The 24,767-nt window shown below is 50.8% G+C and carries 31 protein-coding genes and 1 pseudogene; 29 read left to right on the top strand and 3 right to left on the bottom strand.

Translation table 11 applies throughout. From position 1 onward, the window contains the following. Positions 1-9 precede the first annotated feature (9 nt). The 9 genes from B5F29_RS08935 to B5F29_RS08895 are packed head-to-tail and all read left to right on the top strand — an operon-like array spanning position 10 to position 9,386. A complete protein-coding gene (locus tag B5F29_RS08935; RefSeq protein WP_087154276.1) occupies positions 10-330 on the top strand; it encodes a hypothetical protein in 321 nt (106 codons plus the stop codon). A gap of 6 nt (positions 331-336) precedes the next feature. Beyond that, positions 337-1,533: a metallophosphoesterase family protein gene (locus B5F29_RS08930; RefSeq protein WP_087154275.1), complete on the top strand. Its 1,197-nt coding sequence runs from the start codon at positions 337-339 to the stop codon at positions 1,531-1,533. A 5-nt stretch (positions 1,534-1,538) separates the two neighbouring features. After that, positions 1,539-2,021: a class I SAM-dependent methyltransferase gene (locus B5F29_RS08925; RefSeq protein WP_162608393.1), complete on the top strand. Its 483-nt coding sequence runs from the start codon at positions 1,539-1,541 to the stop codon at positions 2,019-2,021. Next, the gene (locus B5F29_RS08920) at positions 1,954-2,799 is read left to right on the top strand and encodes an ATP-binding protein (protein WP_087154273.1); all 846 of its coding nucleotides are present in this window, start codon (positions 1,954-1,956) and stop codon (positions 2,797-2,799) included. Before B5F29_RS08925 ends, B5F29_RS08920 begins: the two co-directional genes overlap by 68 nt. A 15-nt stretch (positions 2,800-2,814) precedes the next feature. Further along, the gene (locus B5F29_RS08915) at positions 2,815-5,058 is read left to right on the top strand and encodes a leucine-rich repeat protein (protein ID WP_087154272.1); all 2,244 of its coding nucleotides are present in this window, start codon (positions 2,815-2,817) and stop codon (positions 5,056-5,058) included. A 6-nt stretch (positions 5,059-5,064) separates the two neighbouring features. Beyond that, positions 5,065-6,063, top strand: a complete 999-nt coding sequence (locus tag B5F29_RS08910; protein ID WP_087154271.1) for an ADP-ribosylglycohydrolase family protein — start codon at positions 5,065-5,067, stop codon at positions 6,061-6,063. Then, positions 6,047-8,104 carry a leucine-rich repeat domain-containing protein gene (locus B5F29_RS08905; protein ID WP_162608392.1) on the top strand — a complete coding sequence of 686 codons (2,058 nt, stop codon included), beginning with the start codon at positions 6,047-6,049 and terminating at the stop codon, positions 8,102-8,104. The genes B5F29_RS08910 and B5F29_RS08905 overlap by 17 nt, the downstream gene beginning before the upstream one ends. A gap of 4 nt (positions 8,105-8,108) precedes the next feature. Further along, positions 8,109-8,525, top strand: coding sequence for a DUF1810 domain-containing protein (locus B5F29_RS08900; RefSeq protein WP_087154269.1), 417 nt, complete (start codon positions 8,109-8,111; stop codon positions 8,523-8,525). Positions 8,526-8,555: 30 nt separating this feature from the next. Continuing rightward, positions 8,556-9,386 (top strand): EcsC family protein, encoded by an 831-nt coding sequence (locus tag B5F29_RS08895; protein WP_087154268.1) that lies wholly within the window; start codon positions 8,556-8,558, stop codon positions 9,384-9,386. A 73-nt stretch (positions 9,387-9,459) separates the two neighbouring features. Here the strand turns inward: B5F29_RS08895 and B5F29_RS08890 are convergent, their stop codons facing one another. Further along, positions 9,460-10,122 (bottom strand): leucine-rich repeat protein, encoded by a 663-nt coding sequence (locus B5F29_RS08890; protein WP_087154267.1) that lies wholly within the window; start codon positions 10,120-10,122, stop codon positions 9,460-9,462. A gap of 227 nt (positions 10,123-10,349) precedes the next feature. Here B5F29_RS08890 and B5F29_RS08885 point away from each other — a divergent pair, with 227 nt between their 5' ends. The 15 genes from B5F29_RS08885 to nagB all read left to right on the top strand — a co-directional run bounded on the left by B5F29_RS08885 (position 10,350) and on the right by nagB (position 20,357). Continuing rightward, positions 10,350-10,541 carry a hypothetical protein gene (locus B5F29_RS08885; protein ID WP_087154266.1) on the top strand — a complete coding sequence of 64 codons (192 nt, stop codon included), beginning with the start codon at positions 10,350-10,352 and terminating at the stop codon, positions 10,539-10,541. 552 nt (positions 10,542-11,093) lie between these two features. Then, the gene (gene ylxM, locus B5F29_RS08880; RefSeq protein ID WP_087154265.1) at positions 11,094-11,429 is read left to right on the top strand and encodes a YlxM family DNA-binding protein; all 336 of its coding nucleotides are present in this window, start codon (positions 11,094-11,096) and stop codon (positions 11,427-11,429) included. After that, positions 11,430-12,779, top strand: coding sequence for a signal recognition particle protein (gene ffh, locus B5F29_RS08875; protein WP_087154264.1), 1,350 nt, complete (start codon positions 11,430-11,432; stop codon positions 12,777-12,779). It abuts the gene before it with no gap. A 61-nt stretch (positions 12,780-12,840) separates the two neighbouring features. After that, positions 12,841-13,086, top strand: coding sequence for a 30S ribosomal protein S16 (gene rpsP / locus B5F29_RS08870; RefSeq protein WP_087154263.1), 246 nt, complete (start codon positions 12,841-12,843; stop codon positions 13,084-13,086). A 33-nt stretch (positions 13,087-13,119) separates the two neighbouring features. After that, positions 13,120-13,350 (top strand): KH domain-containing protein, encoded by a 231-nt coding sequence (locus tag B5F29_RS08865; RefSeq protein WP_087154262.1) that lies wholly within the window; start codon positions 13,120-13,122, stop codon positions 13,348-13,350. Between the two features lie 25 nt (positions 13,351-13,375). Further along, positions 13,376-13,888, top strand: a complete 513-nt coding sequence (gene rimM / locus B5F29_RS08860; protein WP_087154261.1) for a ribosome maturation factor RimM — start codon at positions 13,376-13,378, stop codon at positions 13,886-13,888. Next, a complete protein-coding gene (gene trmD, locus B5F29_RS08855) occupies positions 13,885-14,622 on the top strand; it encodes a tRNA (guanosine(37)-N1)-methyltransferase TrmD (RefSeq protein WP_087154260.1) in 738 nt (245 codons plus the stop codon). Before rimM ends, trmD begins: the two co-directional genes overlap by 4 nt. Before the next feature lie 86 nt (positions 14,623-14,708). Next, the gene (gene rplS / locus B5F29_RS08850; RefSeq protein WP_087154259.1) at positions 14,709-15,056 is read left to right on the top strand and encodes a 50S ribosomal protein L19; all 348 of its coding nucleotides are present in this window, start codon (positions 14,709-14,711) and stop codon (positions 15,054-15,056) included. 62 nt (positions 15,057-15,118) lie between these two features. Beyond that, positions 15,119-15,700: a signal peptidase I gene (gene lepB / locus B5F29_RS08845; RefSeq protein WP_087154258.1), complete on the top strand. Its 582-nt coding sequence runs from the start codon at positions 15,119-15,121 to the stop codon at positions 15,698-15,700. Between the two features lie 15 nt (positions 15,701-15,715). Beyond that, on the top strand, positions 15,716-16,588 hold the full coding sequence (gene ylqF, locus B5F29_RS08840) for a ribosome biogenesis GTPase YlqF (RefSeq protein ID WP_087154257.1): 873 nt from the start codon (positions 15,716-15,718) through the stop codon (positions 16,586-16,588). A 4-nt stretch (positions 16,589-16,592) separates the two neighbouring features. Then, a complete protein-coding gene (gene lepB, locus B5F29_RS08835) occupies positions 16,593-17,171 on the top strand; it encodes a signal peptidase I (RefSeq protein WP_087154256.1) in 579 nt (192 codons plus the stop codon). Further along, positions 17,171-17,851 (top strand): ribonuclease HII, encoded by a 681-nt coding sequence (locus B5F29_RS08830; RefSeq protein ID WP_087154255.1) that lies wholly within the window; start codon positions 17,171-17,173, stop codon positions 17,849-17,851. Before lepB (B5F29_RS08835) ends, B5F29_RS08830 begins: the two co-directional genes overlap by 1 nt. Continuing rightward, on the top strand, positions 17,841-18,191 hold the full coding sequence (locus B5F29_RS08825; protein WP_087154254.1) for a YraN family protein: 351 nt from the start codon (positions 17,841-17,843) through the stop codon (positions 18,189-18,191). Before B5F29_RS08830 ends, B5F29_RS08825 begins: the two co-directional genes overlap by 11 nt. After that, positions 18,188-19,585, top strand: coding sequence for a peptidoglycan editing factor PgeF (gene pgeF, locus B5F29_RS17050; protein ID WP_087154253.1), 1,398 nt, complete (start codon positions 18,188-18,190; stop codon positions 19,583-19,585). Before B5F29_RS08825 ends, pgeF begins: the two co-directional genes overlap by 4 nt. Positions 19,586-19,625: 40 nt before the next feature. Next, complete coding sequence (gene nagB / locus B5F29_RS08815) at positions 19,626-20,357, top strand: glucosamine-6-phosphate deaminase (protein WP_087154252.1); 732 nt, start codon at positions 19,626-19,628, stop codon at positions 20,355-20,357. 75 nt (positions 20,358-20,432) lie between these two features. Here the strand turns inward: nagB and B5F29_RS08810 are convergent, their stop codons facing one another. Next, positions 20,433-20,888, bottom strand: a complete 456-nt coding sequence (locus tag B5F29_RS08810) for a GNAT family N-acetyltransferase (RefSeq protein WP_087154338.1) — start codon at positions 20,886-20,888, stop codon at positions 20,433-20,435. Between the two features lie 194 nt (positions 20,889-21,082). Here B5F29_RS08810 and B5F29_RS16775 point away from each other — a divergent pair, with 194 nt between their 5' ends. The 5 genes and pseudogenes from B5F29_RS16775 (at position 21,083) to rbr (ending at position 23,470) form a co-directional block, all read left to right on the top strand. Then, positions 21,083-21,265 (top strand): hypothetical protein, encoded by a 183-nt coding sequence (locus B5F29_RS16775; RefSeq protein WP_242955617.1) that lies wholly within the window; start codon positions 21,083-21,085, stop codon positions 21,263-21,265. A 59-nt stretch (positions 21,266-21,324) separates the two neighbouring features. Next, positions 21,325-21,735 (top strand): Fur family transcriptional regulator, encoded by a 411-nt coding sequence (locus B5F29_RS08800; protein WP_087154251.1) that lies wholly within the window; start codon positions 21,325-21,327, stop codon positions 21,733-21,735. Between the two features lie 26 nt (positions 21,736-21,761). Further along, positions 21,762-22,415: a rubredoxin-like domain-containing protein gene (locus B5F29_RS08795; protein ID WP_087154250.1), complete on the top strand. Its 654-nt coding sequence runs from the start codon at positions 21,762-21,764 to the stop codon at positions 22,413-22,415. Further along, positions 22,412-22,588: pseudogene (locus tag B5F29_RS17175) on the top strand (4Fe-4S binding protein); the annotation flags it as partial. The gene B5F29_RS08795 and the pseudogene B5F29_RS17175, both read left to right, overlap by 4 nt. Before the next feature lie 345 nt (positions 22,589-22,933). Then, the gene (gene rbr, locus B5F29_RS17170; RefSeq protein ID WP_242955623.1) at positions 22,934-23,470 is read left to right on the top strand and encodes a rubrerythrin; all 537 of its coding nucleotides are present in this window, start codon (positions 22,934-22,936) and stop codon (positions 23,468-23,470) included. A 75-nt stretch (positions 23,471-23,545) separates the two neighbouring features. Here rbr and B5F29_RS08785 read toward each other — a convergent pair whose 3' ends face one another. Next, on the bottom strand, positions 23,546-24,739 hold the full coding sequence (locus B5F29_RS08785; RefSeq protein WP_087154248.1) for a ribose-phosphate pyrophosphokinase: 1,194 nt from the start codon (positions 24,737-24,739) through the stop codon (positions 23,546-23,548). Positions 24,740-24,767: the final 28 nt, after the last annotated feature.

Below are 24,767 nucleotides of genomic sequence, written 5' to 3'. Positions count from 1 at the left end.
GAAGACAAGATGATCGAAATTAAAATGACGGTTGATGATGTGGATTACGAAGAAATACTGGAGACCTTATATCCTCTGCTGGAGGAACGGCTGTACAATAAGATTGAAAACCCGCTGCTTGCAGGTCTCCTGTCTAAGATGAAGGGGCTTCCAATGGTGACAATAAAGGCGATGCTGAAAACATTGCCTCAAAAGACGAAAGACGAGCTGGTGGTACTGTGCCTGAATTATTATAAAGAGAATATTGTCCGTATGCTTACGGATACATTGGAGAGGCATGGAATTCCCCTGAACATTCAGGATATGGAAGCGGTCTGTGTGGAGGAGTGATCTGCTGTGAAACTTACAGTTTCATATAGATGTCCGGGAAAAGCGGACGGGATTTACCGCCTGAAAGTGAAGGACTGCATAGCCGCCGTTCTGTACTGGGCGGATGATGACGGAGCGCTGGAGGGATGGAGCTCGTTTGCCTGTCTGCCGGTGGACGCTTATGGAAACGGGAGCTTCCATTATAAAGGTGGGAGAAGCATCCCGCCCGGCGCCAGCCATATTCTGGCACGGGCGGTGACGGCGGATTTCGGGAAAGTGCAGGAACAGCTTTTTCCGCTTCCGGCGGCCATGAGAGAAGAAAAAAACGGGATTTTATCCGCCGCCGGGCCCGAAAAAAGGCGCCGGTTCTGCGTCATGAGCGACCTGCATCTGACCGGTGAAGCGAAGGCAAGGATGCTGGACAAAGTTCTCCGAAGGGCGGATGATTTCGACGCGCTGTTTCTGACCGGCGATCTGGTGAATGACGGTACGCCGGAACAGTTCCGGCGGCTGAAATGCTGTATCGACGGGCTGCCGGAGAGATTGCCGGTTCTTGCGGCTGCGGGCAACCACGACTACCCGCAGAATCCGCTGCCGCGGGTGGCAGACGGGCCGGAAGATTACCCGGGATTCCAGGAGTATCTCCGGAACCGCCCGGCAGCAGAAGGAATATGGGATCAGGACGAGAGCGGGGCATATGCGGTCCGGATCGGCGATGCTGAGATTATCGGACTGAACGGAGCGACCCATGGCCGGAGGCTCAGAATGAAAGGAGAGGGGCAGCTTCGCTTCCTGGATCACAGGCTGAGGGTGTCGGACGCAAAGTGGAGGATTGTGCTCTGTCATGCGCCGCTCCTGGCTCATAACCCGCAGGGAGGAAGGCAGGAGGTACCGTATCTGAATGTGGACCATCAGCTTCAGAAGATTCTGGATGGCCGGAAACATACGATCTATCTGAGCGGGCATACGCATCTTTCTCCCAATTCGGCACAGGGATGCGCCGAATACCAGCAGGATGGAAAGAGAATTTACCTGAGCGCGGGGAGTGTCTGCCCGACCGCGCTGCATGCGGAGACATCCATGAGTCCGCCGGAGTGGGCGAGCGGAATTTACTGGGAGCTGGCACTGAGAGAAGGATCCGCGGAACTGTGCGCCCGTTCGGTACACAGCGAACTTAAATTTCCCCGAGGATATTATTGGTTTAAAGGCGATGAAACAGGATGAAAGATATGAACAAAGATTACTATGAGCGTCTGGCCCAGGCCTATTTCAGGGGCCGCGCGGTCCGGACCGGACAGGCGGATGCCGGAGTGCAGGATCCGAAGCTTTATTATTTTAAACGCGGCCATGAGGAATTGCCCCGTGTGAGGAAGACGCTTGGCTTTCTGCGTTCGGTTCAGCCGGAGAACCTTCTGGATGTGGGGAGCGGCAGAGGAGTATTTCTTTTTCCTTTTCTGGAAGCGTTTCCATGGGTGGAGGTCACATCGGTTGACCTGCTGGCGCACCGGGTGGAGTTTCTGCAGGATCTGAGCCGGGGAGGAATCACAAATCTCCGGGCGGAGCAGGGAGACATCTGCCTTCAGCCGTTCCCGGAGAAATCCTTTGACGTAGTAACGGTCCTGGAGGTACTGGAACACATTCCCGATGTGGAAAAAGCAGTATTCGCGGCTGTGCGGATGGCCCGGCGATTCCGGCCTTCAGAATTTCCGTGAAACGGTCTGCGCCCTGATCAGGCATCACATGGATCCGGTACATCTGGGAGAGAACGAGGACAAGAGAAAACTGATCCGGATCGCGGCGAACGGAGAGCTGGCCGGGGATTTTCGGATGTCTCTGCTCTGTCTGCTTTCCAGGGCAGACGCGCTGGGCCGCCTGGCGGATGACACAGAGGATCTGGCCGGGCGCGTCGTCCTCACAGAGCTTCTGGCAGAGGAACTGGGATGTCTGGAAAGCCCGAAATGTTTTCCCTCCGCGTATACGCAGAGAGCCTATCTGAACGGGAGACTGGACTGGCCGGACGGGGAACTCTATGACGACACCTGGGGCGAGGTGATCCTCATGTGCGGCCTGCCCGGGACGGGAAAGGATACCTGGATCCGGGAGTATTGTCCGGATCTGCCGGTGGTATCGCTGGATGAGATACGCCGGGAAATGAAGATCCCGCCGACAAAGGCCCAGGGTCCCGTAGCCGCTGCCGCCCGGGAGCAGGCCAGAAAATATCTGCGCGCACGCCGGCCCTTTGTGTGGAACGCGGTGAATCTCACCCCGGATCTGAGGGAGAAAAATGTGCGGCTGTTTGAAGAATACGGGGCGGCGGTGCGGATCGTATATCTGGAAACAGGCTGGGAGGAAGAACTTCGGCGCAACCGGGAACGGGGAGAGATATATCCGGATAAGAAGATACCGGAGCAGGAAATAGCCCGTATGCTGGAGCGGCTGACGCCGCCCGAGCGTGCTTCGGCGCAGAGAGTAGAGTGGATCATCATGTGAAAGGTGGAAACAGAAATGTGGCAGATAGAAGACGGCAATTTGATAAGCTATTCGGGGGATGAGACAGATCTGGTGATTCCGGAAGGGACCGTTCAGATTGCAAACCGGGCGTTTTTTGGCAACAAACGGCTGCGAAGCGTCCGGATTCCGGACACTGTGATGAAGATCAGCAGTTTTGCATTTGCAGAGTGCGAAGCGCTTGAGTCGGTTGAAATGGGAGAAAATATAAAACGTATTGGTGAGCATGCGTTTGAAAAGTGCAGTAATCTGAAAGAAATGATTCTCCCGGACAGCGTTAGGTCTGTGCAGGATGCTGCGTTCCAGGATTGTTCGGGGCTGTCACGGGTCAGGCTGCCAGGGCAGCTTATGTCCCTCAGCAACCGGGTGTTCGCCGGCTGCTGCCGTCTGAAAGAGGCTGTAATTCCTGCAGGTGTGCGGACGGTGGAAAAGGAAGTATTTTCCGGCTGTACGGCGCTGCGTTCGGTTATCTTTGAGAGCGCGGACACGGCAGTCTGGGACAATTCTTTTGAGGAATGCACGGGCCTGGAAGAAGAGAGCATGCGACGGATTCCGGAACATTTCCGCAGACCGCTGGAACTTTGGATCAACAGCAGCGGCAGCGGATTTGCCCTGCGGCTGCACAACCGGCAGGAAAGACACTTTGTATTCGACGATGTAGTGTGCGGATCACTGGAGGGAGTGCTTCAAAGCCTGAAATTTCCTGATTCGGCCGTGCAGGAAGAAATCTGCGGTCTTAGCGGCCGGGAGGCTTATGAGGCGGGAATGGATCCAGGATGGAAAGAGACACAGACACTGTACTGGCGGGGAGAGGCGTATGCGAGGGAAAGCGCGGAGTACGACTGTCTGATGGACCGCCTGTATCAGGCAGTGTACGATCAGGATCCGCAGTTCCGTCTGGATGTGAATCTGCTGAAAGGAGCAAAGCTGTATCTGAAGAAAGGAAGCAGCTGCAGGGCGAATCATGTGCAGACCCGTGCAGAACTGTTCTGGGAGCTTCTGCGGTTCGCAAATCCGGAAATGAGCCGGGAAGATGCGGAAAGAATGGCGGAAGCGGGAAGGAAGAGCAGACAGACAGAAGAATTCGGAGAAAACGGTGGGCCGGATTCAGAAATGGCGCTGTCCCGGGATTTTACCAGAGTTAAAACAGAGGAGGACCGCCCGCGCATCGTGGTACTGGGAGGCTCGTTCAATCCGCCCACGGCAGCGCATCTGGCGCTTTTGAAAGCTGCCGTGGACGCGGCGGATGCACAGTTGGGACTGTTTGTGCCGACCCCGTTTTGGTATGTGGAGAGAAAGCTGAAAAAGACCGGACATCAGGAGGAGGCTCTGCCGGATGAACTGCGTCTTAAGATGCTGCAAAGCATGTGTGCCGGCGACAGGCGTTTGGCAGTGGATGAGTCTGAGCTGCGCCGTCCCAAAGGAGAGAAAAGCTTTACTTTTGAAACGCTGGAAAAGATCCAGGAACACTATCCGGAGAGCCGGATACTCTTTGTGGCGGGCAGCGATAAACTGCATATTATTCCGCGCTGGCACCGGATCAGAGAATTTGTAGAGAAGTTTGGTATCCTGGTGGCAAAGCGCAGAGGGGAGTCGCCGGAAACGGTGATCATGAATCATCCGTTCCTGGCGGAGTATAGGGAGTCTTTCGCGGTATTTAAGGTCCCGGACTGGCTGGATACCGTCAGCTCCTCGGGATTCCGCGAGAAGGTTCGCCGTCATGATACGTCGGCAAGAGAGATGGTCACAAAGGAGGTATGGGAGCTGTTGAAAAAGAACGGAAAAATCCCGGAGGTCATTGACCGTTTCCGGGAAGAGTATGATTTTCTGAGTAATTTCTATCCGGCGGAAATCGAGTATGGAGGACTTCGTTATCTGAATTCCGAGGCTGCGTTTCAGGCGCAGAAATGCCTGACAGAGGAAGAAAAGCAGCAGTTTACCTGTCTTCCGTCCAACAAGGCCAAGCGCCTGGGTCGTCAGGTACAGCTGAGGCCGGACTGGGAGGAAGTGAAGACAGCGCTGATGGAAGAAATCGTCCGCGCAAAATTCTCCCAGAACCCGGAGCTGAAAGAAAAGCTTCTCGCCACCGGAGAGATCCCCCTTATTGAGGGCAATACCTGGGGCGATACTTACTGGGGCGTCGATTTAAGGACGGGCAAGGGTGACAATCATCTGGGAAGGATTCTGATGCAGGTACGCAGAGAACTTAGGGAACAGACTGACAGAAAAGATGAGGGGTGATAGGCTATGACGGACAGAGGGTATCAGCTCCGCAGCGGGATCTATGGAGTATGCGTGGGAGACGCACTGGGCGTGCCGGCAGAATTCCGAAGCCGAAAAGAGCTGAGGGAATGTCCGGTGACCGGGATGACGGGTTGGGGAACACATAGACAGCCGGAAGGGACCTGGTCGGACGACGGCAGCATGACTCTGTGTCTGGCACAGAGCATAGGGGAAACCGGAGGCATCCATACGCACGATATTATGGATCGGTTTCTGGAATGGTTTGAAGATGGAAAATATTCCCCATGGGGAGAGCGGTTCGACTGCGGGCATACAGTGGCGCAGGCGCTGTTCCGCTATAAGGAAGGAGCGGTTCCCGTTTTGTGCGGAGGCAATCAGAGAACCTCCAACGGCAATGGCTCTCTTATGAGAATACTTCCCATGGCGTATTATCTTTCTGCCAGATACGGTACGGATCTGACAGGATCTGCAAAGGCGATGGACATGACCCATAAGGTATCCGGCCTGACGCACCGCCATCCCATCGCTCAGTCCGCCTGCGGGATCTATGTAAATATTGCGGCGAGACTGCTGGCAGGAACGGACAAGACAGCAGCCGTTCAGGAGGGCGTCTCGGCATCGGTCGGCTGGTACAGACGCCACGAAAAATTTGAGGAAGCGTTGCCGGTCTGGGAGCCGCTCCTGGATACCGTTTCCCTGGCAGAGAAGCCGGAGAGAGAGATCGGGAGCAGCGGGTATGTAGTAGATACGCTGATCGCGTCGCTCTGGTGTCTCCTGACTACGGACAGTTATCGTGAGTGCCTCTTGAAAGCGGTGAATCTGGGGGAAGATACGGATACCACGGGCGCTGTAGCCGGAGGACTGGCAGGGCTGGTTTATGGGTACGGCGGGATCCCCCGGGACTGGCTGGATGCGTTGAAGGGGAAGCCGGTGATCGAAAAGGCATGCAAAGCGATGGAACGCGGAGAGGACGAGGAGGAGAATGATGGGATATTTGGATAAATGGCTGAGAAAAATATTATTTGGAGAGGAGTCTCCGTCTCCGGCCGGAAACGTGAAGACTGCGGAAGCGAAGGATGTGGAGCTGCGCCTGAAAAATGATTTTGGCGCGAGAATCTGTTTCGCGGGATACACACGCGCGGAAGAAGGGACGGACCCCCGCCTTTCCTTTGGAGAACGGATAGCGGAATTCCCCAAAGCCTTCGGAAATGCGGATGCCGTCCTGTATCAGATGAGAAACGGGAAAAAGGCCGTAGGGCTTTTCCTGGATATTCCCACTTTCGACAGCGGGGACAGGCAGTATGACAGCTGGCACGCGCTCTATCTGACTCAGGGAGATGTTCCCGGAAGCGTGGACGGAGCATACTGTACAGGAGGGTACGCCCTGGCGTACGCGGTCTGGTGCCGGAATCTTCAGGCCGCGCCGGCGGGGCTTACGGATCTTCTGAAAGAGCACGGGGTAATTCCGGGAAGAGAGAATAAGAAAAAGAGGCATAAGCCCGGAGAAAGATTCTGCGTTATTCTGCCCGGGAACGGACAGAAGCTCTGGTTTGAGACAGATGCTTCCAGAAGAGGCGTGGTGCTGGTGGATTCCCGGGAATTCGCAGGAGACCTGGTTGTCCCGGAGACAGTGGACGGACTTCCGGTAACCGGTATTGGTGAAAGGGCCTTTCTTGGCTGTAAGGGGCTTAGACGGGCAGTCATACCAAAATCGGTCCGGTCCATCGGAGACAGCGCATTCTGTGGATGCAGCGGACTGAGAGAAGCAGTGCTGGAAAACGGCCTGCAGTCCATCGGTTCAAGTGCTTTTACAGAATGTTATATACTGGAAAAAGTGACTGTTCCCGAAAGCGTCCGGAAGATCGGCTCACGTGCATTCAACGAGTGCCGGAATCTGAAGAAGCTCCGGCTGCCCGGGAATTTGAAAGAATATGGGAATGGAGTTTTTACGGGATGTACTTCTCTTGAAGCGGTCGAAGCCGCGCCGGGCTGCAGCGTATGCCGTATCGTAAACGGAGTGCAGTTCTCGCCGGACGGCAAAGAACTGCAGCAGTATCCCGCAGGGAAAAAGGACGAAGAGTACACGGTTCCCGGAGGGACGGTATGGATCGATGAAGATGCATTCTGCGGCAATGCCTTTCTGAAACGGGTGATAATCCCGGAAGGAGTTACCGGAATCTGCAAATTCGCCTTTTGGAAATGCAGCAGCCTGGAAGAGGTCCGTTTTCCGGACAGCCTGACAAGATTGGGCGAGCGGTCTTTCGAAGGCTGTGTGTCCCTGAAATCTGTCACTTTCCCTGTTAACATGGAAAATTTATGTCTGGAGGCGTTTACAGGATGCGGGCTGCAAAATATAAAAAACAGATATTATACGGAACAGGATGGCGTTCTGTTTGACAAAGAAGGAGCGGAACTGGTATTCTTTCCAAGAAAGGGAAGGGCGTCCTACAGGGTGCCGGCAGGCGTGAAGCGTATCGGGGATTATGCGTTTGCCGGATGCGAAGATCTGCGGGAGATTATTCTGCCTGAGCAGCTGGAAGAGATCGGAAAGAGAGCTTTTAAAGAGTGCAGATCCCTGCAGGAAATTCATTTTCCGGAAAGCGTGAAGGATATCGAAGAAGAAGCGTTTCAGGGCTGCAGTTCGCTGCGGGAACTGCAGCTGCCGGAAGGAATCAGGGAGTTTGGGAAAGCGGCTTTTCTGGGCTGTGAGAGCCTGAAAAAAGTAGTGCTTCCTAAGAGTCTGAAGAGGATCAGCAAATATGGTTTCGCAGACTGTAAAAGCCTGACCGGGATCGATCTGCCGGAAGGACTGGCGTGTATCTACAGCAGCGCGTTTTCCGGCTGCAGCCTGACATCAATAGTATTGCCGAAGAGCATCCGCTATATTGAGGAACTGGCATTTAGAGGATGTTCCATACCGTGCATGGTATACCGGGGAAACCAGGATGATTGGATAGAAAAAGTGGATCTCCACGACGATGCTTTCTGCCAGAGCGGCGGATGGGGAGTGGAGTTCCTGGAAGGAAAGGGAAAGGAAGGATGATCGCATGAGCCTGGAACGATTTTACGCGGCGCAGGAAGATTCTTACGGGCAGGCTTTGAAGGAGATAAAAACCGGCCGGAAACGCAGCCATTGGATGTGGTATATATTTCCGCAGATCGCGGGACTGGGAATGAGCAGTACGGCGCAGTATTACGCCATCGCCGATTTGCAGGAGGCGAAGGACTATATGACGGACCAGGTGCTGGGCGGCCGTCTGCTGGAAATATCCGGAGCGCTACTGGATCTGGAGACGGACGACGCCCACGAAGTGTTCGGATATCCGGATGACATGAAGCTGCGGTCTTCCATGACGCTGTTTGAAGCCGCCGCGCCGGAGCAGGAGGTGTTCCGGAAGGTGCTTGACAAATATTTTGGCGGGAAGCGGGACGAACGGACCTTGCAGCTGCTGAGAAAAATATAAAGATTTCCGGAAAGAAAGGAACAGTCAAAGATGGGAGCACATCCTGACCGGCGGCTTCTGGCCGCTTTGCAGAAAGAACTGGAACAACTGGAGAAGCGGGAAAGGCGTCTGGAAAGATCCGCAGAGAAACAGGAACCGCCGGAGTGGAAAAAGGCACTGGAGACCAAAGTGCCTGAAAAAGTGCGCGTAAGTCTGGAAAAGGCGTTCTGCAAAGCTTTTTCTGTGGTATTTCAGCATGGGAATACGCTGATCGAAAAGACCTATGATAAAGAAGAACTTCAGAAAGACCATGAGATACAGGCATATGCGGTAGAGTTGAAAGGAAACCGCAGGGAACTGAGAAGAATGAGGAAAGCCGCAGGAGCGGCGGATCTGCGCAATATGGCGCTTACTACGGTGGAAGGAGCCGGTCTGGGACTTCTGGGGATCGGGCTTCCTGATATCGTGATTTTTATCGGGATGCTGATGAAAGGAGCCTATGAAGCGGCGCTGCACTATGGATTTGATTATGACAGTCCGCAGGAGCGTCTTTTTATCCTGAAGATGATGGAAGCGTCTCTTAGCCGGGGAGAAGAGAGGATTCGTGCCGACAGGGAGGTGGATGCCATGTGTGCCGCACTCCCTTCGGCAGAAGAGGCAAAAAACTTGCTGCAAGAGCAGACAGACCGGACTGCGAAGGCTTTTGCAGCAGATATGCTTCTGCTTAAATTTATTCAGGGACTGCCGGTAGTAGGACTCCTGGGCGGCGCGGGAAATCCGGTATATTATCGAAGAATCATGAAGTATGTACAGATCAGATATCATAAAAGGTATCTGCTGGGTATGATCGCAAAGCAGAATACAAATCGCATAGAAAAATAAAACTTGTTCATTTACGGGCTGGGTGCAAGGAAAAATATTTTATTTATGTTTATTTATGTTTTTATTTATGTTCTTAATATTTAATCAGTTTTCCGATATCTGACTCGGACAATAAGGACATATATTCGTATCCATCAGGAACCATCAGCGTATCAATATGGGCGTATTTAAATTGTCGGCCTCCAAAGCAAAGATACTGCTCCAGCAGCTCGTTTTCTGTTATCTCGACAGCCCCCTGTCCCGGGATATCTTTAAAATACGGATGCGCCTGGTCGCTGTAATAATACCCGTATATCGGTTTTATATCGGAAGAAAGGATCAGTTTACAGATTCTGGCATGGAAAAAAGAAGTTGCGCCTACAACGCTCAGTGCTGATGAAAACTTTACTTCCGGCAGCATGGCGCTCCAGAATACAGACACACCGATTATTTTCAGGCTATCCGGGAATATGATTTCATCCCGCACCACATAATCCTTGAACGACACATCTCCCTCTTCGTGATAAGCGGAAGAACAGCTGCCGATCTGCTTTACGCCGGATGGTATCACCAGCTTCCGGATCGATTTGTCTTTTCTGTTCTCATGCTGCCAATCCTGTCCGAAAATACTGAATTTTTCAGTGCAGTCGCTCAGCTCCAACCGGTTTTCCGGACTGCACTCGTATCTTAAAAGCAGCCCCTCTTCGTCGCATGTAAAAATACCGCTTTCATTTTCATAAATCACCTGATTTTCCATTTTACACCCTTTCAAAACTCTTTTTTTAATTGTATCAAAATGCCGGCGCTGCAGCTAGCCCTATTTATATATTTCATCAGCTGTCAGTGGGTATATTGACATTTTTGTACAAAAAACCATGGGAAAAACCATATAAAATATACGAATTGACAGAGAACAACTTCCGTCGTAAAGTATTATTGAGAATATGAAAAAACCGTTTAGTTTGCAGGGAGGGAGAGGGGCCCATGAAACTGAATAGTGAGATCATAAACGACTTTCTGAGTGAGCACATGTTGATCCGGAGTTTTGGAAAAGGGACGGAGGCGCTTCGGCTGTGCAGACCGAAGATTTATACAGGGGAGAGCAATGAGTTTCTCCCGGATCATAGGAAATTTATCCGTTTCAGTCCGGAAGAATCGAAAGCTGCGGAGGAATAATACTGATCTTTGAAAGTAAGTAGAGTGGCGAAATCAAGAGTGTTCAGATTTCCCGCTCTACTTGAACGTGGTCGTTGGTTGTGCTGATTGAAATAATCAGGCCGTCAGCGGCTTTTCTCTTGTTGTCAAATTCAATGCTGTCTCAAGGGTATAATTATAGGGTAGAGAAAACAAACGCGAGTTTTGCTCGTTATGAACCGTGAAAACAGAATATGATTTTAAAGACCTTATGGCTTTTGGAATGTTCATCCTGGCATTGCTGACATTCGTATTTACGTTTATCAAGTAGTGTTTTAAGCATAGAAAACCACCCCAAAACTTTGACCAGTAGCAGGGTGGTAATTCTATAACCATTTTGTAAAAGGTCAACCCCTTGTGGGCGGTTGTTTTCCCCTTTTCTATTATCAATATAGCACATCTGGCGGCGGGGCGCAAGCGGAATCCTTGATTTTTAGGCGTCGACGGAACAATTTATAGAACGAACACATGTTTGTAAAGAAAAAATACTTGACACCGTTCTCCCTTTCGTGTAATATAACCAGGGTGATAGCGATGGAGAAGATACTGGAGCAGACGCTTTTGTATGATTTCTATGGCGAACTGCTGACCGAGCATCAGAAGAGAGTCTATGAAGATGTGGTGCTGAACGACTATTCGCTGAGCGAGATCGCGGACGAACTGGGTATCAGCCGTCAGGGCGTGCACGACATGGTCAAACGGTGCAGCCGGCTGCTGAACGGATACGAAGAAAAGCTGCATCTGGTGGAGAAATTCGTGAGTCTCAAAGAAAAAGTCGGAGAGATCAGGAAGATCGCGAAGACGCGGGAATCAGATCCTGATATGGAGGAGATCGAGAAGATATCTGCCAGAATACTGGAGGAGCTTTAGATGGCATTTGACAGTTTATCGGAAAAATTACAGAACGTATTTAAGAACCTGAGGGGCAAAGGCAGGTTGACGGAGGCGGATGTGAAAGCCGCCCTGAAAGAGGTCAAGCTGGCTCTTCTTGAGGCTGACGTCAGCTTCAAGGTGGTGAAACAGTTCATCAAGGCCGTGGAGGAGCGCGCGGTGGGCACGGATGTGCTGGAAAGCCTGACTCCGGGACAGACGGTGATCAAGATCGTTCATGAAGAGATGATCCGGCTGATGGGGACTGCGGAGGAGATCCGCCTGAAACCCTCCAATGAGATTACCGTTATCATGATGACCGGTCTTCAGGGCGCAGGTAAGACGACGACTGCGGCGAAGCTGGCCGGGAAGTTTAAGATCAAAGGACGCAAGGTCCTGCTGGCAGCCTGCGATGTGTATCGTCCGGCAGCGATCAAGCAGCTTCAGGTCAACGGCGAGAAGCAGGGCGTGGAAGTCTTTTCCATGGGAGATCAGCACAAGCCGGTCAATATCGCGAAAGCAGCCGTGGAACATGCGAAGTCCAACGGCATGAGCGTGGTGATTCTGGATACAGCAGGACGGCTTCATATCGATGAAGATATGATGAACGAGCTGATCGAAATCAAGGAAAACGTAGACGTGACGGAGACGGTCCTGGTAGTAGATTCCATGACCGGTCAGGATGCGGTCAATGTGGCTTCTGCCTTCTCTGAAAAAGTCGGTATAGACGGAGTGATCCTGACCAAGCTGGACGGCGATACCAGAGGCGGCGCGGCGCTTTCCATCCGTGCGGTGACGGGCAAGCCGATCCTGTACGTGGGTATGGGCGAGAAGCTGTCGGATCTGGAGCAGTTTCATCCGGATCGTATGGCGTCCCGTATCCTGGGCATGGGCGATATTCTCACTATGATCGAGAAAGCACAGGAAAATATCGACGAAGAAAAATCCAAACAGATGGTTCAGAAGCTGAAAAAGAACCAGTTTGATTTTGAAGATTATCTGGAAAGCATGAACCAGATGAAGAAGATGGGCGGTATCAGCAGCCTGCTTTCCATGATGCCGGGTATGGGCGGAGCCCAGATGAAACAGATTGAAGACGCCATGGATGAGAAGAAGATGGCGCGGATCGAGGCGATCATCCTTTCTATGACGAAAAAGGAACGTCAGAATCCTGACATTTTGAATCCGTCCAGAAAACGACGGATCGCAAAAGGCGCGGGCGTAGATATCAGCGAGGTCAACCGTCTGGTGAAGCAGTTCGAACAGAGCCGCAAGATGATGAAGCAGCTGCCCGGCATGATGGGCGGAAGAAGAGGTAAAAGAGGAATGTTCGGCAAATTGCCGTTTTAAGCGTTTCTTTTACAATATAAATAAAATCAAATTATTATTTCATTTACGGAGGTAAAGAACAATGGCAGTAAAAATCAGATTGAGAAGAATGGGTCAGAAGAAGGCTCCTTTTTACAGAGTAATCGTGGCAGATTCCAGATCTCCGCGTGACGGAAGATTTATCGAGGAGATCGGAACCTACGATCCGAATCAGGATCCGAGCGTATTTAATATCGATGAAGAGGCAGCAAAGAAATGGCTTGCAAACGGAGCGCAGCCGACGGAGACTGTAGGAAAACTGTTCAAACTTGCAGGTATCACCAAATAAGCAGCTTCCGGAAAAGCCTTTGGAGGTGAAAGGATGAGAGAACTGGTAGAAGTGCTTGCGAAAGCGCTGGTAGATCATCCGGAGGAAGTCGTCGTAACCGAAAAAGAGACAGAGAAAGCCACTGTGATCGAACTCAGAGTGGCTTCCAGCGATATGGGCAAAGTGATCGGCAAACAGGGGCGGATCGCAAAGGCCATCCGTTCTCTGGTGAAAGCGGCAGCGTCCGGAGACGAGAAAAAAGTAGTAGTAGAGATTCTGCAGTAAGATACGGCAGACTGGGAGAATACACATGGAACAGTATTTGAGAGTAGGCGTAATCTCTTCGACCCATGGAATCCGCGGGGAGGTAAAGGTGTATCCCACAACGGATGATCCGGAGCGTTTCAGGGAATTGAAAAAGGTGATTCTGGATGCGAAAGGCGGACAGCGGACGCTTGAAATCCAGGGGGTCAAGTTTTTCAAGAACCAGGTAATCCTGAAATTCAGAGGCCTGGATAATATCAACGATGTAGAGAAATATAAAGGTACGGATCTTCTGATTCCCAGGGAAGACGCCGTTCCGCTGGAAGAAAATGAAAATTTCATCGCTGATCTGATCGATATGGAGGTAGTGACGGATGCCGGAGAAAGGCTGGGAATTCTGACCGACGTGATTCAGACCGGCGCCAATGACGTCTATGTGGTGAAAACTTCTCAGGAGAAGGAAATACTGCTTCCTGCGATCCGGGACTGCATCCTGGAGGTGGATGTGGAAGAAAAGCGTATGCGCGTGCACGTGCTGGAGGGACTGCTGGATCTATGAGGTTTCATGTGTTGACGCTGTTTCCGGATATGATCCGGGACGGATTTCAGACAAGCATCACCGGCAGAGCTGTAGAGAAAGGACTCCTGTCCGTAAATGCGGTAAATATCCGGGATTTTTCTGTGAATAAGCATAACCGGGTGGACGACTATCCCTATGGGGGAGGAGCCGGCATGGTTATGCAGGCGGAACCGGTCTGCCGTGCATACGAGTCTGTAGTATCCGGTCTCTCTTCAGAGAAAAAACCGAGGGTGCTCTATATGACGCCCCAGGGAAAGGTCTTCAATCAGCGTATGGCGGAAGAGTTTTCCAGAGAAGAAGAGCTGGTTTTTCTTTGCGGACATTATGAGGGCATCGATGAGCGGGTGCTGGAAGAGATCGTGACGGATGAAGTTTCCATCGGAGACTATGTGCTGACCGGCGGCGAACTTCCCGCACTGGTGATTATGGACGCCATATCCCGTCTTCTGGACGGAGTGCTGCATAATGGGGAGTCGGCGGAGTTTGACTCTTTTCATGACAATCTGCTGGAGTATCCCCAGTACAGCCGTCCTGAGGAATGGAGAGGGAAGAAAGTTCCGGCAATCCTGCTGTCCGGCCATCATGCGAACGTGGAAAAATGGAGAAGGGAGCAGTCCCTGATCCGTACGAAAGAGCGAAGGCCGGATCTTCTGGAACATGCCAGTCTGACAAAGGAAGATAAAAAATTCCTTGCAAAGCTGGAAGAGGTATGATAAAATATAACGCGTTGTGAGAAAAAGAGATGGTCCTCTGTTACGCTGGCCGTATTAAGAACATCCAATATTGAAGGAGGAGCACAATGAACGATATTATCAAGAATATTGAGGCAGCTCAGCTGAAAGCGGAAGTGCCGAGCTTTAACGTAGGAGATACGGTTAAAGTCTACGCAAAGATCAAAGAGGGAAACCGTGAGAGAATCCAGGTATTTGAAGGAACTGTTCTGAAGAAACAGGGCGGAAGCAGCAGAGAGACCTTCACGGTAAGAAAGAATTCCAACGGAATCGGTGTGGAGAAGACCTGGCCGCTGCATTCTCCGAATGTGGAGAAAGTAGAAGTGGTTCGCCGCGGTAAAGTAAGACGCGCGAAACTGAACTACTTAAGAGACCGCGTAGGTAAAGCAGCAAAGGTAAAAGAGCTGGTAAAATAGTTACTGAGAGGGACATATACGAAAGTATCATGTCCCTTGTTTTGATTTAGGGCGGATTTTGCATGTCTAGGAGAAAAGGTTTAAATTTTCACAGAAAGAGACGAGTCATTCAGACCTCTACCATACGGAGTGTCCTTTTCTGGGTGGGAGAGTGCATTCTGGCGTTTGTGATCGGTTGTGTACTGGTGTTCTACTTTATGACTACGTTAAGTTGTGTAGGACAGGCCATGGAGCCTACCATCGGCAGCGGCGATCAGGTGTTTGTCAATCGTTTCAGTTATATCCTTACCGGTCCCAGACAGGGGGACGTGGTGGTTTTCCGTCCCAATGGCAATGTGAATTCTCATTATTATATGCGAAGGGTGGTCGCGGTTCCCGGAGATACGGTTCAGATCATCGAAGGATTTGTATATGTAAACGGAGAACTGTATGAAACCGGCATCGGAAGCGAGCAGATGGATTATGCCGGCCTGGCTGAGGAAGAGATTACATTGGGATCGGATGAATATTTTGTGCTGGGAGACAACCGGAATGCCAGCGAAGACAGCCGGAATGCGGATATCGGCAATGTAAAAAGACAGGATATCTACGGAAAGGCATGGTTTATCTGGTCCCCGTGGGAAAGGTTCGGGTTGATTCCCTGAGATAAGGAGAGTAATATGGAGATACAGTGGTATCCGGGGCATATGACAAAAGCCAGAAGGATGATGCAGGAGAATATCAAGCTGATTGATCTGATCATCGAACTGGTGGATGCACGTGCGCCTCTGTCCAGCCGGAATCCCGACATCGACGAGCTTGGCAAGGGAAAGTCACGCCTGATTCTGTTGAACAAGTCGGATCTGGCGGACGAAAAAAGCAATGAGGCATGGATGGGATGGTTTCGTGAACAGGGATATTTCGTGGTGAAACTGGATTCCAGGAGTAAATCCGGGATGAAAAGCGTACAGGCAGCTGTTCAGGAAGCCTGCCGGGAGAAGATAGAGAGAGACCGGAAGAGAGGCATCCTGAACCGGCCGGTCCGGGCCATGGTGGTAGGGATTCCAAATGTGGGGAAATCCACATTCATCAATAGTTTCGCAGGAAGAGCCTGCGCCAAAACGGGAAACAAACCGGGAGTGACGAAAGGCGCTCAGTGGATTCGTTTGAATAAGCAGGTAGAGCTTCTGGATACACCGGGTATCCTCTGGCCCAAATTTGACGACCCTCAGGTGGGAGTACGCCTTGCCATGCTTGGATCTGTCAACGACGAGATCCTGAATCTGGAAGAACTGGCGTCGGAGCTGGCTGTTTTTGTGCAGCAGCATTTCCCGGGTGCGTTAAAAGAGCGTTATAAATCAGATTTTCCGGCCGACGTACCTTCCTGGATGATTCTGGGAAAGATTGCGGAGGCCAGAGGTTGTCTGTCAAAGGGCGGAGAACCGGATCTTAATAAAGCAGCTTCTTTCCTGTTGGACGATTTCCGGGCCGGACGTCTTGGCCGCATTACGCTGGAATTCCCGCCTGACGGAAAAGGAACAGAGGAGAGATGATGACATGAGCAAAAGAAAAAGCTACGTGGAGGATTTTGAAGAAAAGGAGAGGGGAGTACTTCATGAAATACTCAGTTTCCTGATCTATGTGGCGGTGGTGGTCGGCGCCACCTTCCTGATTATCCATTTTGTAGGGCAGAGAACCTACGTGAGCGGCAGTTCTATGGAAAATACGCTGAGCGACGGGGATAATCTGATCGTGGATAAAATCACCTATCGTTTCTCGGATCCGCAGCGCTTTGACATCATTGTCTTCCCTTTCCGGTATGAGGATCATGTTTACTATATAAAAAGGATTATCGGGCTCCCCGGCGAGACAGTGCAGATTACAGACGGAGATATTTATATAGACGGAGAAATACTTCAGGAGTCGTATGGAAGAGAAGTGATCAAGGATTCCGGGCTGGCGGCGGAGCCGATCGTATTGGGGGAAGACGAATATTTTGTCCTGGGCGATAATCGGAATGACAGTACAGACAGCCGGGATCCCAGTGTGGGCGTTATCCACCGGGATGAGATCATCGGACGCGCATGGCTTCGGATCTGGCCGCTGGATAAATTTGGAGTGTTGAAACATCAGTGATGACAAAGAAAGAAGAACAAGCCCTGAAAAGACAGGAGAAGCTGCGTCTGGAGTTTCTGCGTCTGGAGGGAATGCTGGAATATGAACGAGAATATGGAAACTGCGGCGTTATCTGTGGGATCGATGAGGCTGGCAGAGGCCCGCTGGCAGGTCCGGTAGTGGCAGGCGCGGTGATCCTGCCTTCAGATTGCAAGATCCTGTATCTGAACGATTCCAAGAAGCTGACAGCCAGGCGCAGAGAACTGCTCTATGATGAGATCATGGAAAAAGCAGTGTCGGTAGGTGTCGGGGTGGCAAGTCATGAGCGGATTGACGAGATCAATATTCTGCAGGCCACCTATGAGGCCATGCGACAGGCAGTGGGACAGCTGACTGTGAAACCAGACGTGCTCCTGAATGACGCAGTCACGATCCCGGGGCTTTCCCAGAGACAGGTACCGATTATCAAGGGAGACGCCAAAAGCCTGTCCATAGCGGCAGCAAGCGTGATCGCGAAGGTGACCAGGGACCGGATGATGGAAGCGATGGACGCAAAGTATCCGGGTTATGGATTTGCTTCCAACAAAGGCTATGGTTCGGCAGCGCATATTGCCGCCATAAAAAAACTGGGGCCCTGCGAGATTCACCGCAGGACCTTCATCCGCAATTTTGTGAAGGAGGCTCCGGAGGATGCAGAATAAGCGGAAGACCGGAGCGGAATATGAGGAGAAAGCAGCCTCCTGGCTGGAAAAGCAGGGAATGCGGATCCTTGAGAAAAATTACCGGTGCAGAGAGGGAGAGATCGACCTGGTCGCTATGGACGGCAGTTATCTGGTCTTTGTGGAAGTTAAGTACCGGAGAGACCAGCATGCAGGGCATCCGGCGGAAGCCGTGGATGCGAGAAAACAGAGGAAGATTGTCCGGACGGCGATGTACTATTGTATGGAACGAAAGATTTCCCAGGATCAGCCGTGCCGCTTCGATGTGGTCAGTGTGTTGGGAAATAGCACAGAACATATAAAGGACGCGTTTGGAATATGAAGAAAAAGGAAAGGGACAGCCGCATGGAACTGAGAGAGGACGGCGGCGTCCCGTATTTTATATTTAAAAATCTGGAGGAAACCGGTCTGGTACGCCATGGCTTTTCTACTCGTCTGGGAGGAGTCAGCGAAGGATATCTGGCGTCTATGAACCTGAGTTTTACCAGAGGGGACCGAGAAGAGAATGTACGTGAAAATTTTCGCAGGATGGGACGCGCGATCGGCTTTATTCCGGAAAATCTGGTGCTTTCTGATCAGACGCATACAGATCATGTGCGTCTGATGACAGAGGCAGACAGGGGGAAAGGGTATACGAAACCGCTGGACTATCAGGATGTGGACGGCATGGTCACAGATGTGCCGGGACTGGTGTTGACTACCTTTTACGCGGATTGCGTACCGCTCTATTTTGTGGATCCGGTGCATCGCGCCATCGGCTTGTCTCATTCGGGATGGAAAGGAACGGTAAAGCGGATTGGGGCGGTTACTCTGGAAAAGATGAGCGCTGCCTTCGGAACCAGGCCTGAGGATGTGCGAGCGGCCATCGGACCTTCTATCTGCCAGGACTGTTATGAGGTCAGTGAAGATGTGGCGCAGGCGTTCATGGAGGAATTTGGCGGTGCGGCGGATGAAAGGATGCTCTACCGGAAAGAAAACGGAAAATACCAGCTGGATTTATGGAGAGCCAATGAACAGGTGCTGCTGGAAGCCGGTATTCTTCCGGAACATCTGGAAGTGACGAATGTGTGTACCTGCTGCAATCCGGATCTTTTGTTTTCCCATCGTGCCACCCATGGGAAAAGGGGAAATCTGGCTGCTTTCTTGATGCTTACCGGAAAGGGGCCGGCTTCGCGGGAAGAGCTTTGCCGTCAGTTCGAATTCCGGGAGATTTTACCGGGGGAAGCAAAGCAGGCAGCAGAGATCGAAAGAATCTGTTTTCCGCCAAATGAGGCGTGTTCGGAGAAAATGATGATGCAGCGCGCGGCGAAAGCTCCGGAATTATTCTTGGTGGCAGTGGACCGCAGAACCGGAAAACTGGCAGGATTCCTGAATGGTCTTTCTACGGATGAGGCTGTTTTCAGGGACGAGTTTTTTACAGATGCAGATCTGTACGATCCGGAAGGAAAGAGGGTTATGCTTCTGGGGCTGGATGTGCTTCCGGAATACCGGGGACAGGGACTGGCGGGAGAACTGGTGCGCCGTTATGTTGCCAGGGAGCGGGAAAAGGGCAGAGAAAGACTGCTGCTTACCTGTCTGGAATCAAAGGTGAAAATGTATGAAAAAATGGGATTTCGCGACTTGGGAGTGTCCGCTTCTTCCTGGGGAGGAGTGGAATGGCATGAGATGGACTGTGTTTTGGAAATGACTGGACAAAAGTCATTGTACAATTTATAATATAGACAGAAAAATTTTTAGAAACCAAGAGGATAGGGAAATGAAGATTATCAAAGCGAAAGACTATCAGGACATGAGCCGCAAAGCGGCCAACATCATCTCGGCGCAGATTATTATGAAGCCAGATTGTGTATTGGGACTGGCGACAGGTTCTACGCCCATCGGTACTTACAAACAGCTGATCGAATGGTATGATAAAGGGGATCTGGACTTCGGCGACGTAACTACCGTGAATCTGGATGAGTACAAGGGGCTTCCCAGAGAAAACGATCAAAGCTACTATTATTTTATGCACAATAATCTGTTTGATTACGTTAATATTAATCCGGAACGGACACATCTGCCCAATGGTATGGAGCCGGATTCGGAGAAAGAATGTTCCAGATATGAGGCGTTGATCCAGTCTCTGGGCGGCGTGGACCTGCAGCTTCTCGGACTGGGCCATAATGGCCATATCGGATTTAATGAGCCGGAGGAGGCATTCGAGACGGTAACGCACTGTGTGGATCTGCAGCAGCGCACGATCGAAGCCAACAAACGTTTCTTTGATTCCATTGATGACGTGCCGAAACAGGCATATACCATGGGGATCAAGACTATTATGATGGCGAAGAAAATCCTGATTGTAGTCAGCGGAGAGGATAAAGCGGAGATTGTAAAGGCAGCGTTTTTCGGTCCTGTAACACCGCAGGTTCCGGCATCGATTCTTCAGATGCATCCGGATGTGACGCTGGTGGCTGATGAGGCTGCGCTTTCAAAGTGTGATATCTGATTTGGCAGAGAATTTTTGACAGAGAGTCGTGAAGACAGGGCGGAAGTTTTCCGCCCTGTGTATTTTGCCTGGTTTTTAGAATTTCCAGATCATAGAATATTCTGCCTGGCCCGTATCCGGGTCGATGCCTTCCTTTTCAATCTGAAATCCTTCCCGTTGATAAAATTTTACAGCTCCTGTGTTGTTGCAGTATACGGATAATCTGAGTTTATGCTTCTGGCTTTTCGCGCAGTTGATCAGAGTTTTTCCTATTCCCCGGGACCGGGCTTCCTGCCGGATGAAAATCCCTTCAATATAATCTCCGTTCATTCCCAGAAATCCCTGTATTCCCTCCAGGGTTTCATAGACAAAGACCTCTGCCTGAGGGAGCAGTTCCTCGACCATGGGGAGATGATCCTGCCAATAAGAGGAGGGAATGAAAGAATGAGCCTGGATGTTGGCTTCCAGCCAGATCCGGGCAATGACGGAAAGATCTTCTTTTTGAGCAGGACGTATCGTCCCTCCGGTATGCTCTGCGGTTTGAATTTTCATAAGATTTGAATCTCCTTTGTGAAAAGACCGTTCTATATGAGGCATGGATAAAAAATAATCGTGGAACTGTCTGAAATCGTCAGCGAAAAAGTAGCGCGGCGTCAACATGGTATCACCTCACGGGCAGATATATGGTAATGAAATTGTACCGCCATATTTAATAATTTTCAAGACAGGAACGGAGGAACGCGAATATGCAGCACAAAGTAAAAGTAACCGTAATTGACAAAAAACTGTATCCGGAACTGCAGAAAAAGTACTGTATGGATCCGGACTCGGGGGCATGTCCCTGCTATCAGGTATATCCTGTGACGGATGCCGTGAAAAAATCAGAAGCGCGCTTGAAAAGTTTTGCTTTTCGGCTCTTTTTCTATTGACAAAATCAGTAAGAATTATTATAATATTCTTAGAATAATTCTAAAAATGAGAGATGTTTATGACGAAATATGAAAAAGAAATATACCGGCTGATTACAGAGTCCGCGGAACACATGACAGCAGAACAAGTATTCAGCGAAGTGAAAAAGATATATCCGTCCGTATCTCTTGCAACTATATATAATAATCTGAACAAGCTGAACGAGGCAGGGATGATCCGTAAGATTACGGTGGAAGGAAGTCCGGACCGGTATGACCGTGCGGTGAAACATGACCATATCGTATGCAGAAGGTGTGGGAAACTGCTGGATGTGCAGTTCCGCGATCTGACGGACATGTTGGAAAGCCAGATGGGCGGGAACTTTCTCTTTTATGATTTGAAAGTGTATTACATATGTCCGGAGTGCAGAGAAAAAGAAAAACATAGGATCTATATGCCGTCAACAGCAGCACGGCGACAGGATAGATAAAATACAGAAGAAAGGAGAAACATATAATGAAGTATATCTGTTCGGTATGCGGATATATTTATGATGAGGAACGGGAAAAAACGTTTTTTGCCGACTTGCCGGAATCATGGAAATGTCCCATATGCAAAGCAGCGAAGTCCGCTTTTGAACCTCGGAAACCGAAAGAAGAAGCGAAGCTTTCCCGTGCCCCGGCGGCGCCGTCGGCTTTGGAAGAGGACTTTATGAAAATGTCTGCGGGGGAACTTGCCGCCCTGTGCTCCAATCTGGCGAGAGGATGCGAGAAGCAGTACAGAGCGGAAGAAGCGGAGCTGTTTCGTCAGATCGCGGATTATTTTACTTCGGTCAATCCGGCAGTACCAGATGCGGACGTAGAACAACTTGCCGCGTTGTTCCGGGATGATCTGCGGAACGGATATCCGTCTGTGAGAACAGCGGCGGATGCCGCGGGAGACCGCGGTACCGGCAGGATCTGCGTCTGGGGTGAAAAAGTGACGAACATGCTTGATTCCCTGATCGCTCAATACCGGCAGGAAGGGGAAGCGTTTCTTGCGGGCACACAGGTATGGGTTTGTTCAGTGTGCGGATTTGTCTACACAGGTGACGAACCGCCGGAAATCTGTCCTGTCTGCAAAGTCCCTGACTGGAAGTTTGAAAAGATCGAAGGGAGGGATTCTGCATGAAAAAGATTGCGGTGAGAAATCTTCGTTTGTGTACGAAAGACTGTCTCTGTCTCTATGTTTGTCCGGTGGGCGCGACGGATACCGAGGACAGCGTGATCGATGTGAACAAATGTATCGGATGCGGCACGTGTGCCGATGCCTGTCCCAGCGCGGCCATATCTATGGTTCCCGTGGAGTATCCGCCTCAGCAGAGAAAAGACGGTATGGTGCTGGAGGTTTCTGGCGCGCTGGCAAAAAATAAGGCGAAACAGGAAAAGATTGCCCGGCAGCTGGCGGAAAAGACAGAAAAAGACGGAATGTACCGTCTGATGACTGCGGTGGCCAAATCCGTGCGGCTGGTAAACGAGGATTTGCTGCGTGAATCCGGCTATATGCTGCCCCAGAGTGCGAATACGCACGAATTTTTGGAAAAACTGGCGGCGAATCCTCCTTCTGAGGATTTTCCGGCAGATGCGGCAAAGAAATTGTTGAGAATGATACCATGCAATGAAAAACAAAAAGAAAGAGAGGAAAAAATTATGAGTAAATATGCAGGAACCCAGACAGAAAAGAACCTGGAGGCAGCTTTCGCGGGAGAGTCTCAGGCGCGCAACAAATATACCTATTTCGCGTCTGTGGCAAAGAAAGAAGGATATGAGCAGATCGCGGCTCTGTTCCTGAAAACTGCTGACAATGAGAAAGAGCATGCAAAAATGTGGTTCAAGGAGATGAACGGCATCGGCGATACCGCAGAGAACCTGCTTCATGCAGCCGAGGGAGAGAACTATGAATGGACCGACATGTACGACGGTTTTGCAAAGACCGCTGAAGAAGAAGGTTTCCCGGAGTTGGCAGCGAAGTTCCGCCTGGTAGCGGCGATTGAGAAGCATCATGAAGAGCGTTACCGTGCTCTGCTTCACAATGTGGAGATGGCAGAAGTATTTGCCAAGAGCGAAGTCAAAGTATGGGAATGCCGCAACTGCGGACATATCGTAGTAGGCACGTCCGCGCCGGAGATCTGCCCTACCTGCGCTCATCCGCAGAGTTATTTTGAGATTCACTGCGAGAACTACTGATATATCGAAAAACAGGCAAGAACAGGAAAAACCGCTTCTGCAGTCCGGCAGAGGCGGTTTTTCCTGTTCTGCGATCTAGTCAATATTCTGCAGCCGGATGGCTGTTTCTCTTTTTTCCAGAAGAGCATGAATCCGTTCGGTAGGATCGTTTACATGTTCTGTGGAAGTGTCGTGGTTGATACAGTCTATGATAGCGGCCAGGAATTTGGTCATATTGGCTTCCACATAATATGGACGGGAAAGCAGTTCGGGCGGACGGTAGGTCAGATTTGTCGTTACCACACGGTCAATATATCCCTTCTTATAATAATCGTCGAATTTTTCCAGACCATCGGTAAAGAGACCGAAAGTGGTGCAGACAAATACACGTTTCGCACCGCGGTTTTTGATTTGACGGGCAACATCAAGCATGCTCTCTCCGGAAGAGATCATGTCGTCTATAATGATGGCGTCCTTACCGTGCAGATCGTCTCCCAGAAATTCGTGGGCGACGATGGGATTCTTGCCGTTTACAACTCTGGAGTAATCTCTCCGTTTGTAGAACATACCCATCTCCACACCCAGCACACCTGCGAAATAGACGGCCCGTCCCATGGCGCCTTCGTCGGGACTTATAACCATCAGGTGGTCCTTGTCGATTTTCAGATCTGGCACCGCGCGGATCAGCCCGCGGATGAACTGATACGGAGGATTGAAACTGTCAAATCCATAAAGCGGAATGGCGTTGCAGACCCGGGGATCATGGGCATCGAAGGTGATGATATTGGAAACTCCCATATCTACCAGTTCCTGAAGCGCGAATGCGCAGTCCAGAGATTCCCGCTGGCTTCTTTTGTGCTGGCGGCTTTCATACAGGAAAGGCATGATTACATTGATTCTGCGAGCTTTTCCATTAGTAGCGGAAATGACCCTTTTCAGATCCTGATAATGATCGTCCGGGGACATGTGGTTCTCATGGCCGCAGACGGTGTAAGTCAGGCTGTAATTGGTGATATCTGCCATAATAAACAGATCGACGCCGCGTACGGAATCGTACAGAATACCTTTGGCTTCCCCTGTGCCGAAACGGGGGCAGGCACTGCGAACGAGATAAGAGTCTTCGTGGTATCCCTGGAAGGTAGGGGTGTCCGGAAAATCCGGATTGGATTTTTCGCGAAATTCTACCAGAAACCGGTCTACGTTTTCAGCCAGATCGCGGCACCCTTCCAGAGCAGCCACTTTCAGCGGCGCGATGGGCAGAATATTTTCATAAGAAAACTGATTGGACATATAATCCTCCTGTCATTGGTGAACGTAT

Source organism: Lachnoclostridium sp. An196 (genome assembly GCF_002160135.1).
GTDB lineage: Bacteria > Bacillota > Clostridia > Lachnospirales > Lachnospiraceae > Hominiventricola > Hominiventricola avistercoris.
This window is presented reverse-complemented; position numbering and strand designations above follow the sequence as displayed.

What these genes read in the sequence shown, in the direction of transcription:
- rbr (WP_242955623.1), top strand. Translation starts at nt 22,934, where the DNA reads ATGAGTAAATATGCAGGAACCCAGACAGAAAAGAACCTGGAGGCAGCT.
- lepB (WP_087154258.1), top strand. Translation starts at nt 15,119, where the DNA reads ATGTCTAGGAGAAAAGGTTTAAATTTTCACAGAAAGAGACGAGTCATT.
- trmD (WP_087154260.1), top strand. Translation starts at nt 13,885, where the DNA reads ATGAGGTTTCATGTGTTGACGCTGTTTCCGGATATGATCCGGGACGGA.
- ffh (WP_087154264.1), top strand. Translation starts at nt 11,430, where the DNA reads ATGGCATTTGACAGTTTATCGGAAAAATTACAGAACGTATTTAAGAAC.
- B5F29_RS08890 (WP_087154267.1), bottom strand. Translation starts at nt 10,122, where the DNA reads ATGGAAAATCAGGTGATTTATGAAAATGAAAGCGGTATTTTTACATGC.
- rpsP (WP_087154263.1), top strand. Translation starts at nt 12,841, where the DNA reads ATGGCAGTAAAAATCAGATTGAGAAGAATGGGTCAGAAGAAGGCTCCT.
- rplS (WP_087154259.1), top strand. Translation starts at nt 14,709, where the DNA reads ATGAACGATATTATCAAGAATATTGAGGCAGCTCAGCTGAAAGCGGAA.
- B5F29_RS08895 (WP_087154268.1), top strand. Translation starts at nt 8,556, where the DNA reads ATGGGAGCACATCCTGACCGGCGGCTTCTGGCCGCTTTGCAGAAAGAA.
- B5F29_RS08830 (WP_087154255.1), top strand. Translation starts at nt 17,171, where the DNA reads ATGACAAAGAAAGAAGAACAAGCCCTGAAAAGACAGGAGAAGCTGCGT.
- B5F29_RS08925 (WP_162608393.1), top strand. Translation starts at nt 1,539, where the DNA reads ATGAACAAAGATTACTATGAGCGTCTGGCCCAGGCCTATTTCAGGGGC.
- lepB (WP_087154256.1), top strand. Translation starts at nt 16,593, where the DNA reads ATGAGCAAAAGAAAAAGCTACGTGGAGGATTTTGAAGAAAAGGAGAGG.
- B5F29_RS08825 (WP_087154254.1), top strand. Translation starts at nt 17,841, where the DNA reads ATGCAGAATAAGCGGAAGACCGGAGCGGAATATGAGGAGAAAGCAGCC.
- B5F29_RS08810 (WP_087154338.1), bottom strand. Translation starts at nt 20,888, where the DNA reads ATGAAAATTCAAACCGCAGAGCATACCGGAGGGACGATACGTCCTGCT.
- B5F29_RS08865 (WP_087154262.1), top strand. Translation starts at nt 13,120, where the DNA reads ATGAGAGAACTGGTAGAAGTGCTTGCGAAAGCGCTGGTAGATCATCCG.
- nagB (WP_087154252.1), top strand. Translation starts at nt 19,626, where the DNA reads ATGAAGATTATCAAAGCGAAAGACTATCAGGACATGAGCCGCAAAGCG.
- B5F29_RS08935 (WP_087154276.1), top strand. Translation starts at nt 10, where the DNA reads ATGATCGAAATTAAAATGACGGTTGATGATGTGGATTACGAAGAAATA.
- ylxM (WP_087154265.1), top strand. Translation starts at nt 11,094, where the DNA reads ATGGAGAAGATACTGGAGCAGACGCTTTTGTATGATTTCTATGGCGAA.
- ylqF (WP_087154257.1), top strand. Translation starts at nt 15,716, where the DNA reads ATGGAGATACAGTGGTATCCGGGGCATATGACAAAAGCCAGAAGGATG.
- B5F29_RS08785 (WP_087154248.1), bottom strand. Translation starts at nt 24,739, where the DNA reads ATGTCCAATCAGTTTTCTTATGAAAATATTCTGCCCATCGCGCCGCTG.
- B5F29_RS08795 (WP_087154250.1), top strand. Translation starts at nt 21,762, where the DNA reads ATGAAGTATATCTGTTCGGTATGCGGATATATTTATGATGAGGAACGG.
- pgeF (WP_087154253.1), top strand. Translation starts at nt 18,188, where the DNA reads ATGAAGAAAAAGGAAAGGGACAGCCGCATGGAACTGAGAGAGGACGGC.
- B5F29_RS08910 (WP_087154271.1), top strand. Translation starts at nt 5,065, where the DNA reads ATGACGGACAGAGGGTATCAGCTCCGCAGCGGGATCTATGGAGTATGC.
- rimM (WP_087154261.1), top strand. Translation starts at nt 13,376, where the DNA reads ATGGAACAGTATTTGAGAGTAGGCGTAATCTCTTCGACCCATGGAATC.
- B5F29_RS08905 (WP_162608392.1), top strand. Translation starts at nt 6,047, where the DNA reads ATGGGATATTTGGATAAATGGCTGAGAAAAATATTATTTGGAGAGGAG.
- B5F29_RS08915 (WP_087154272.1), top strand. Translation starts at nt 2,815, where the DNA reads ATGTGGCAGATAGAAGACGGCAATTTGATAAGCTATTCGGGGGATGAG.
- B5F29_RS16775 (WP_242955617.1), top strand. Translation starts at nt 21,083, where the DNA reads ATGCAGCACAAAGTAAAAGTAACCGTAATTGACAAAAAACTGTATCCG.
- B5F29_RS08900 (WP_087154269.1), top strand. Translation starts at nt 8,109, where the DNA reads ATGAGCCTGGAACGATTTTACGCGGCGCAGGAAGATTCTTACGGGCAG.
- B5F29_RS08920 (WP_087154273.1), top strand. Translation starts at nt 1,954, where the DNA reads ATGTGGAAAAAGCAGTATTCGCGGCTGTGCGGATGGCCCGGCGATTCC.
- B5F29_RS08885 (WP_087154266.1), top strand. Translation starts at nt 10,350, where the DNA reads ATGAAACTGAATAGTGAGATCATAAACGACTTTCTGAGTGAGCACATG.
- B5F29_RS08800 (WP_087154251.1), top strand. Translation starts at nt 21,325, where the DNA reads ATGACGAAATATGAAAAAGAAATATACCGGCTGATTACAGAGTCCGCG.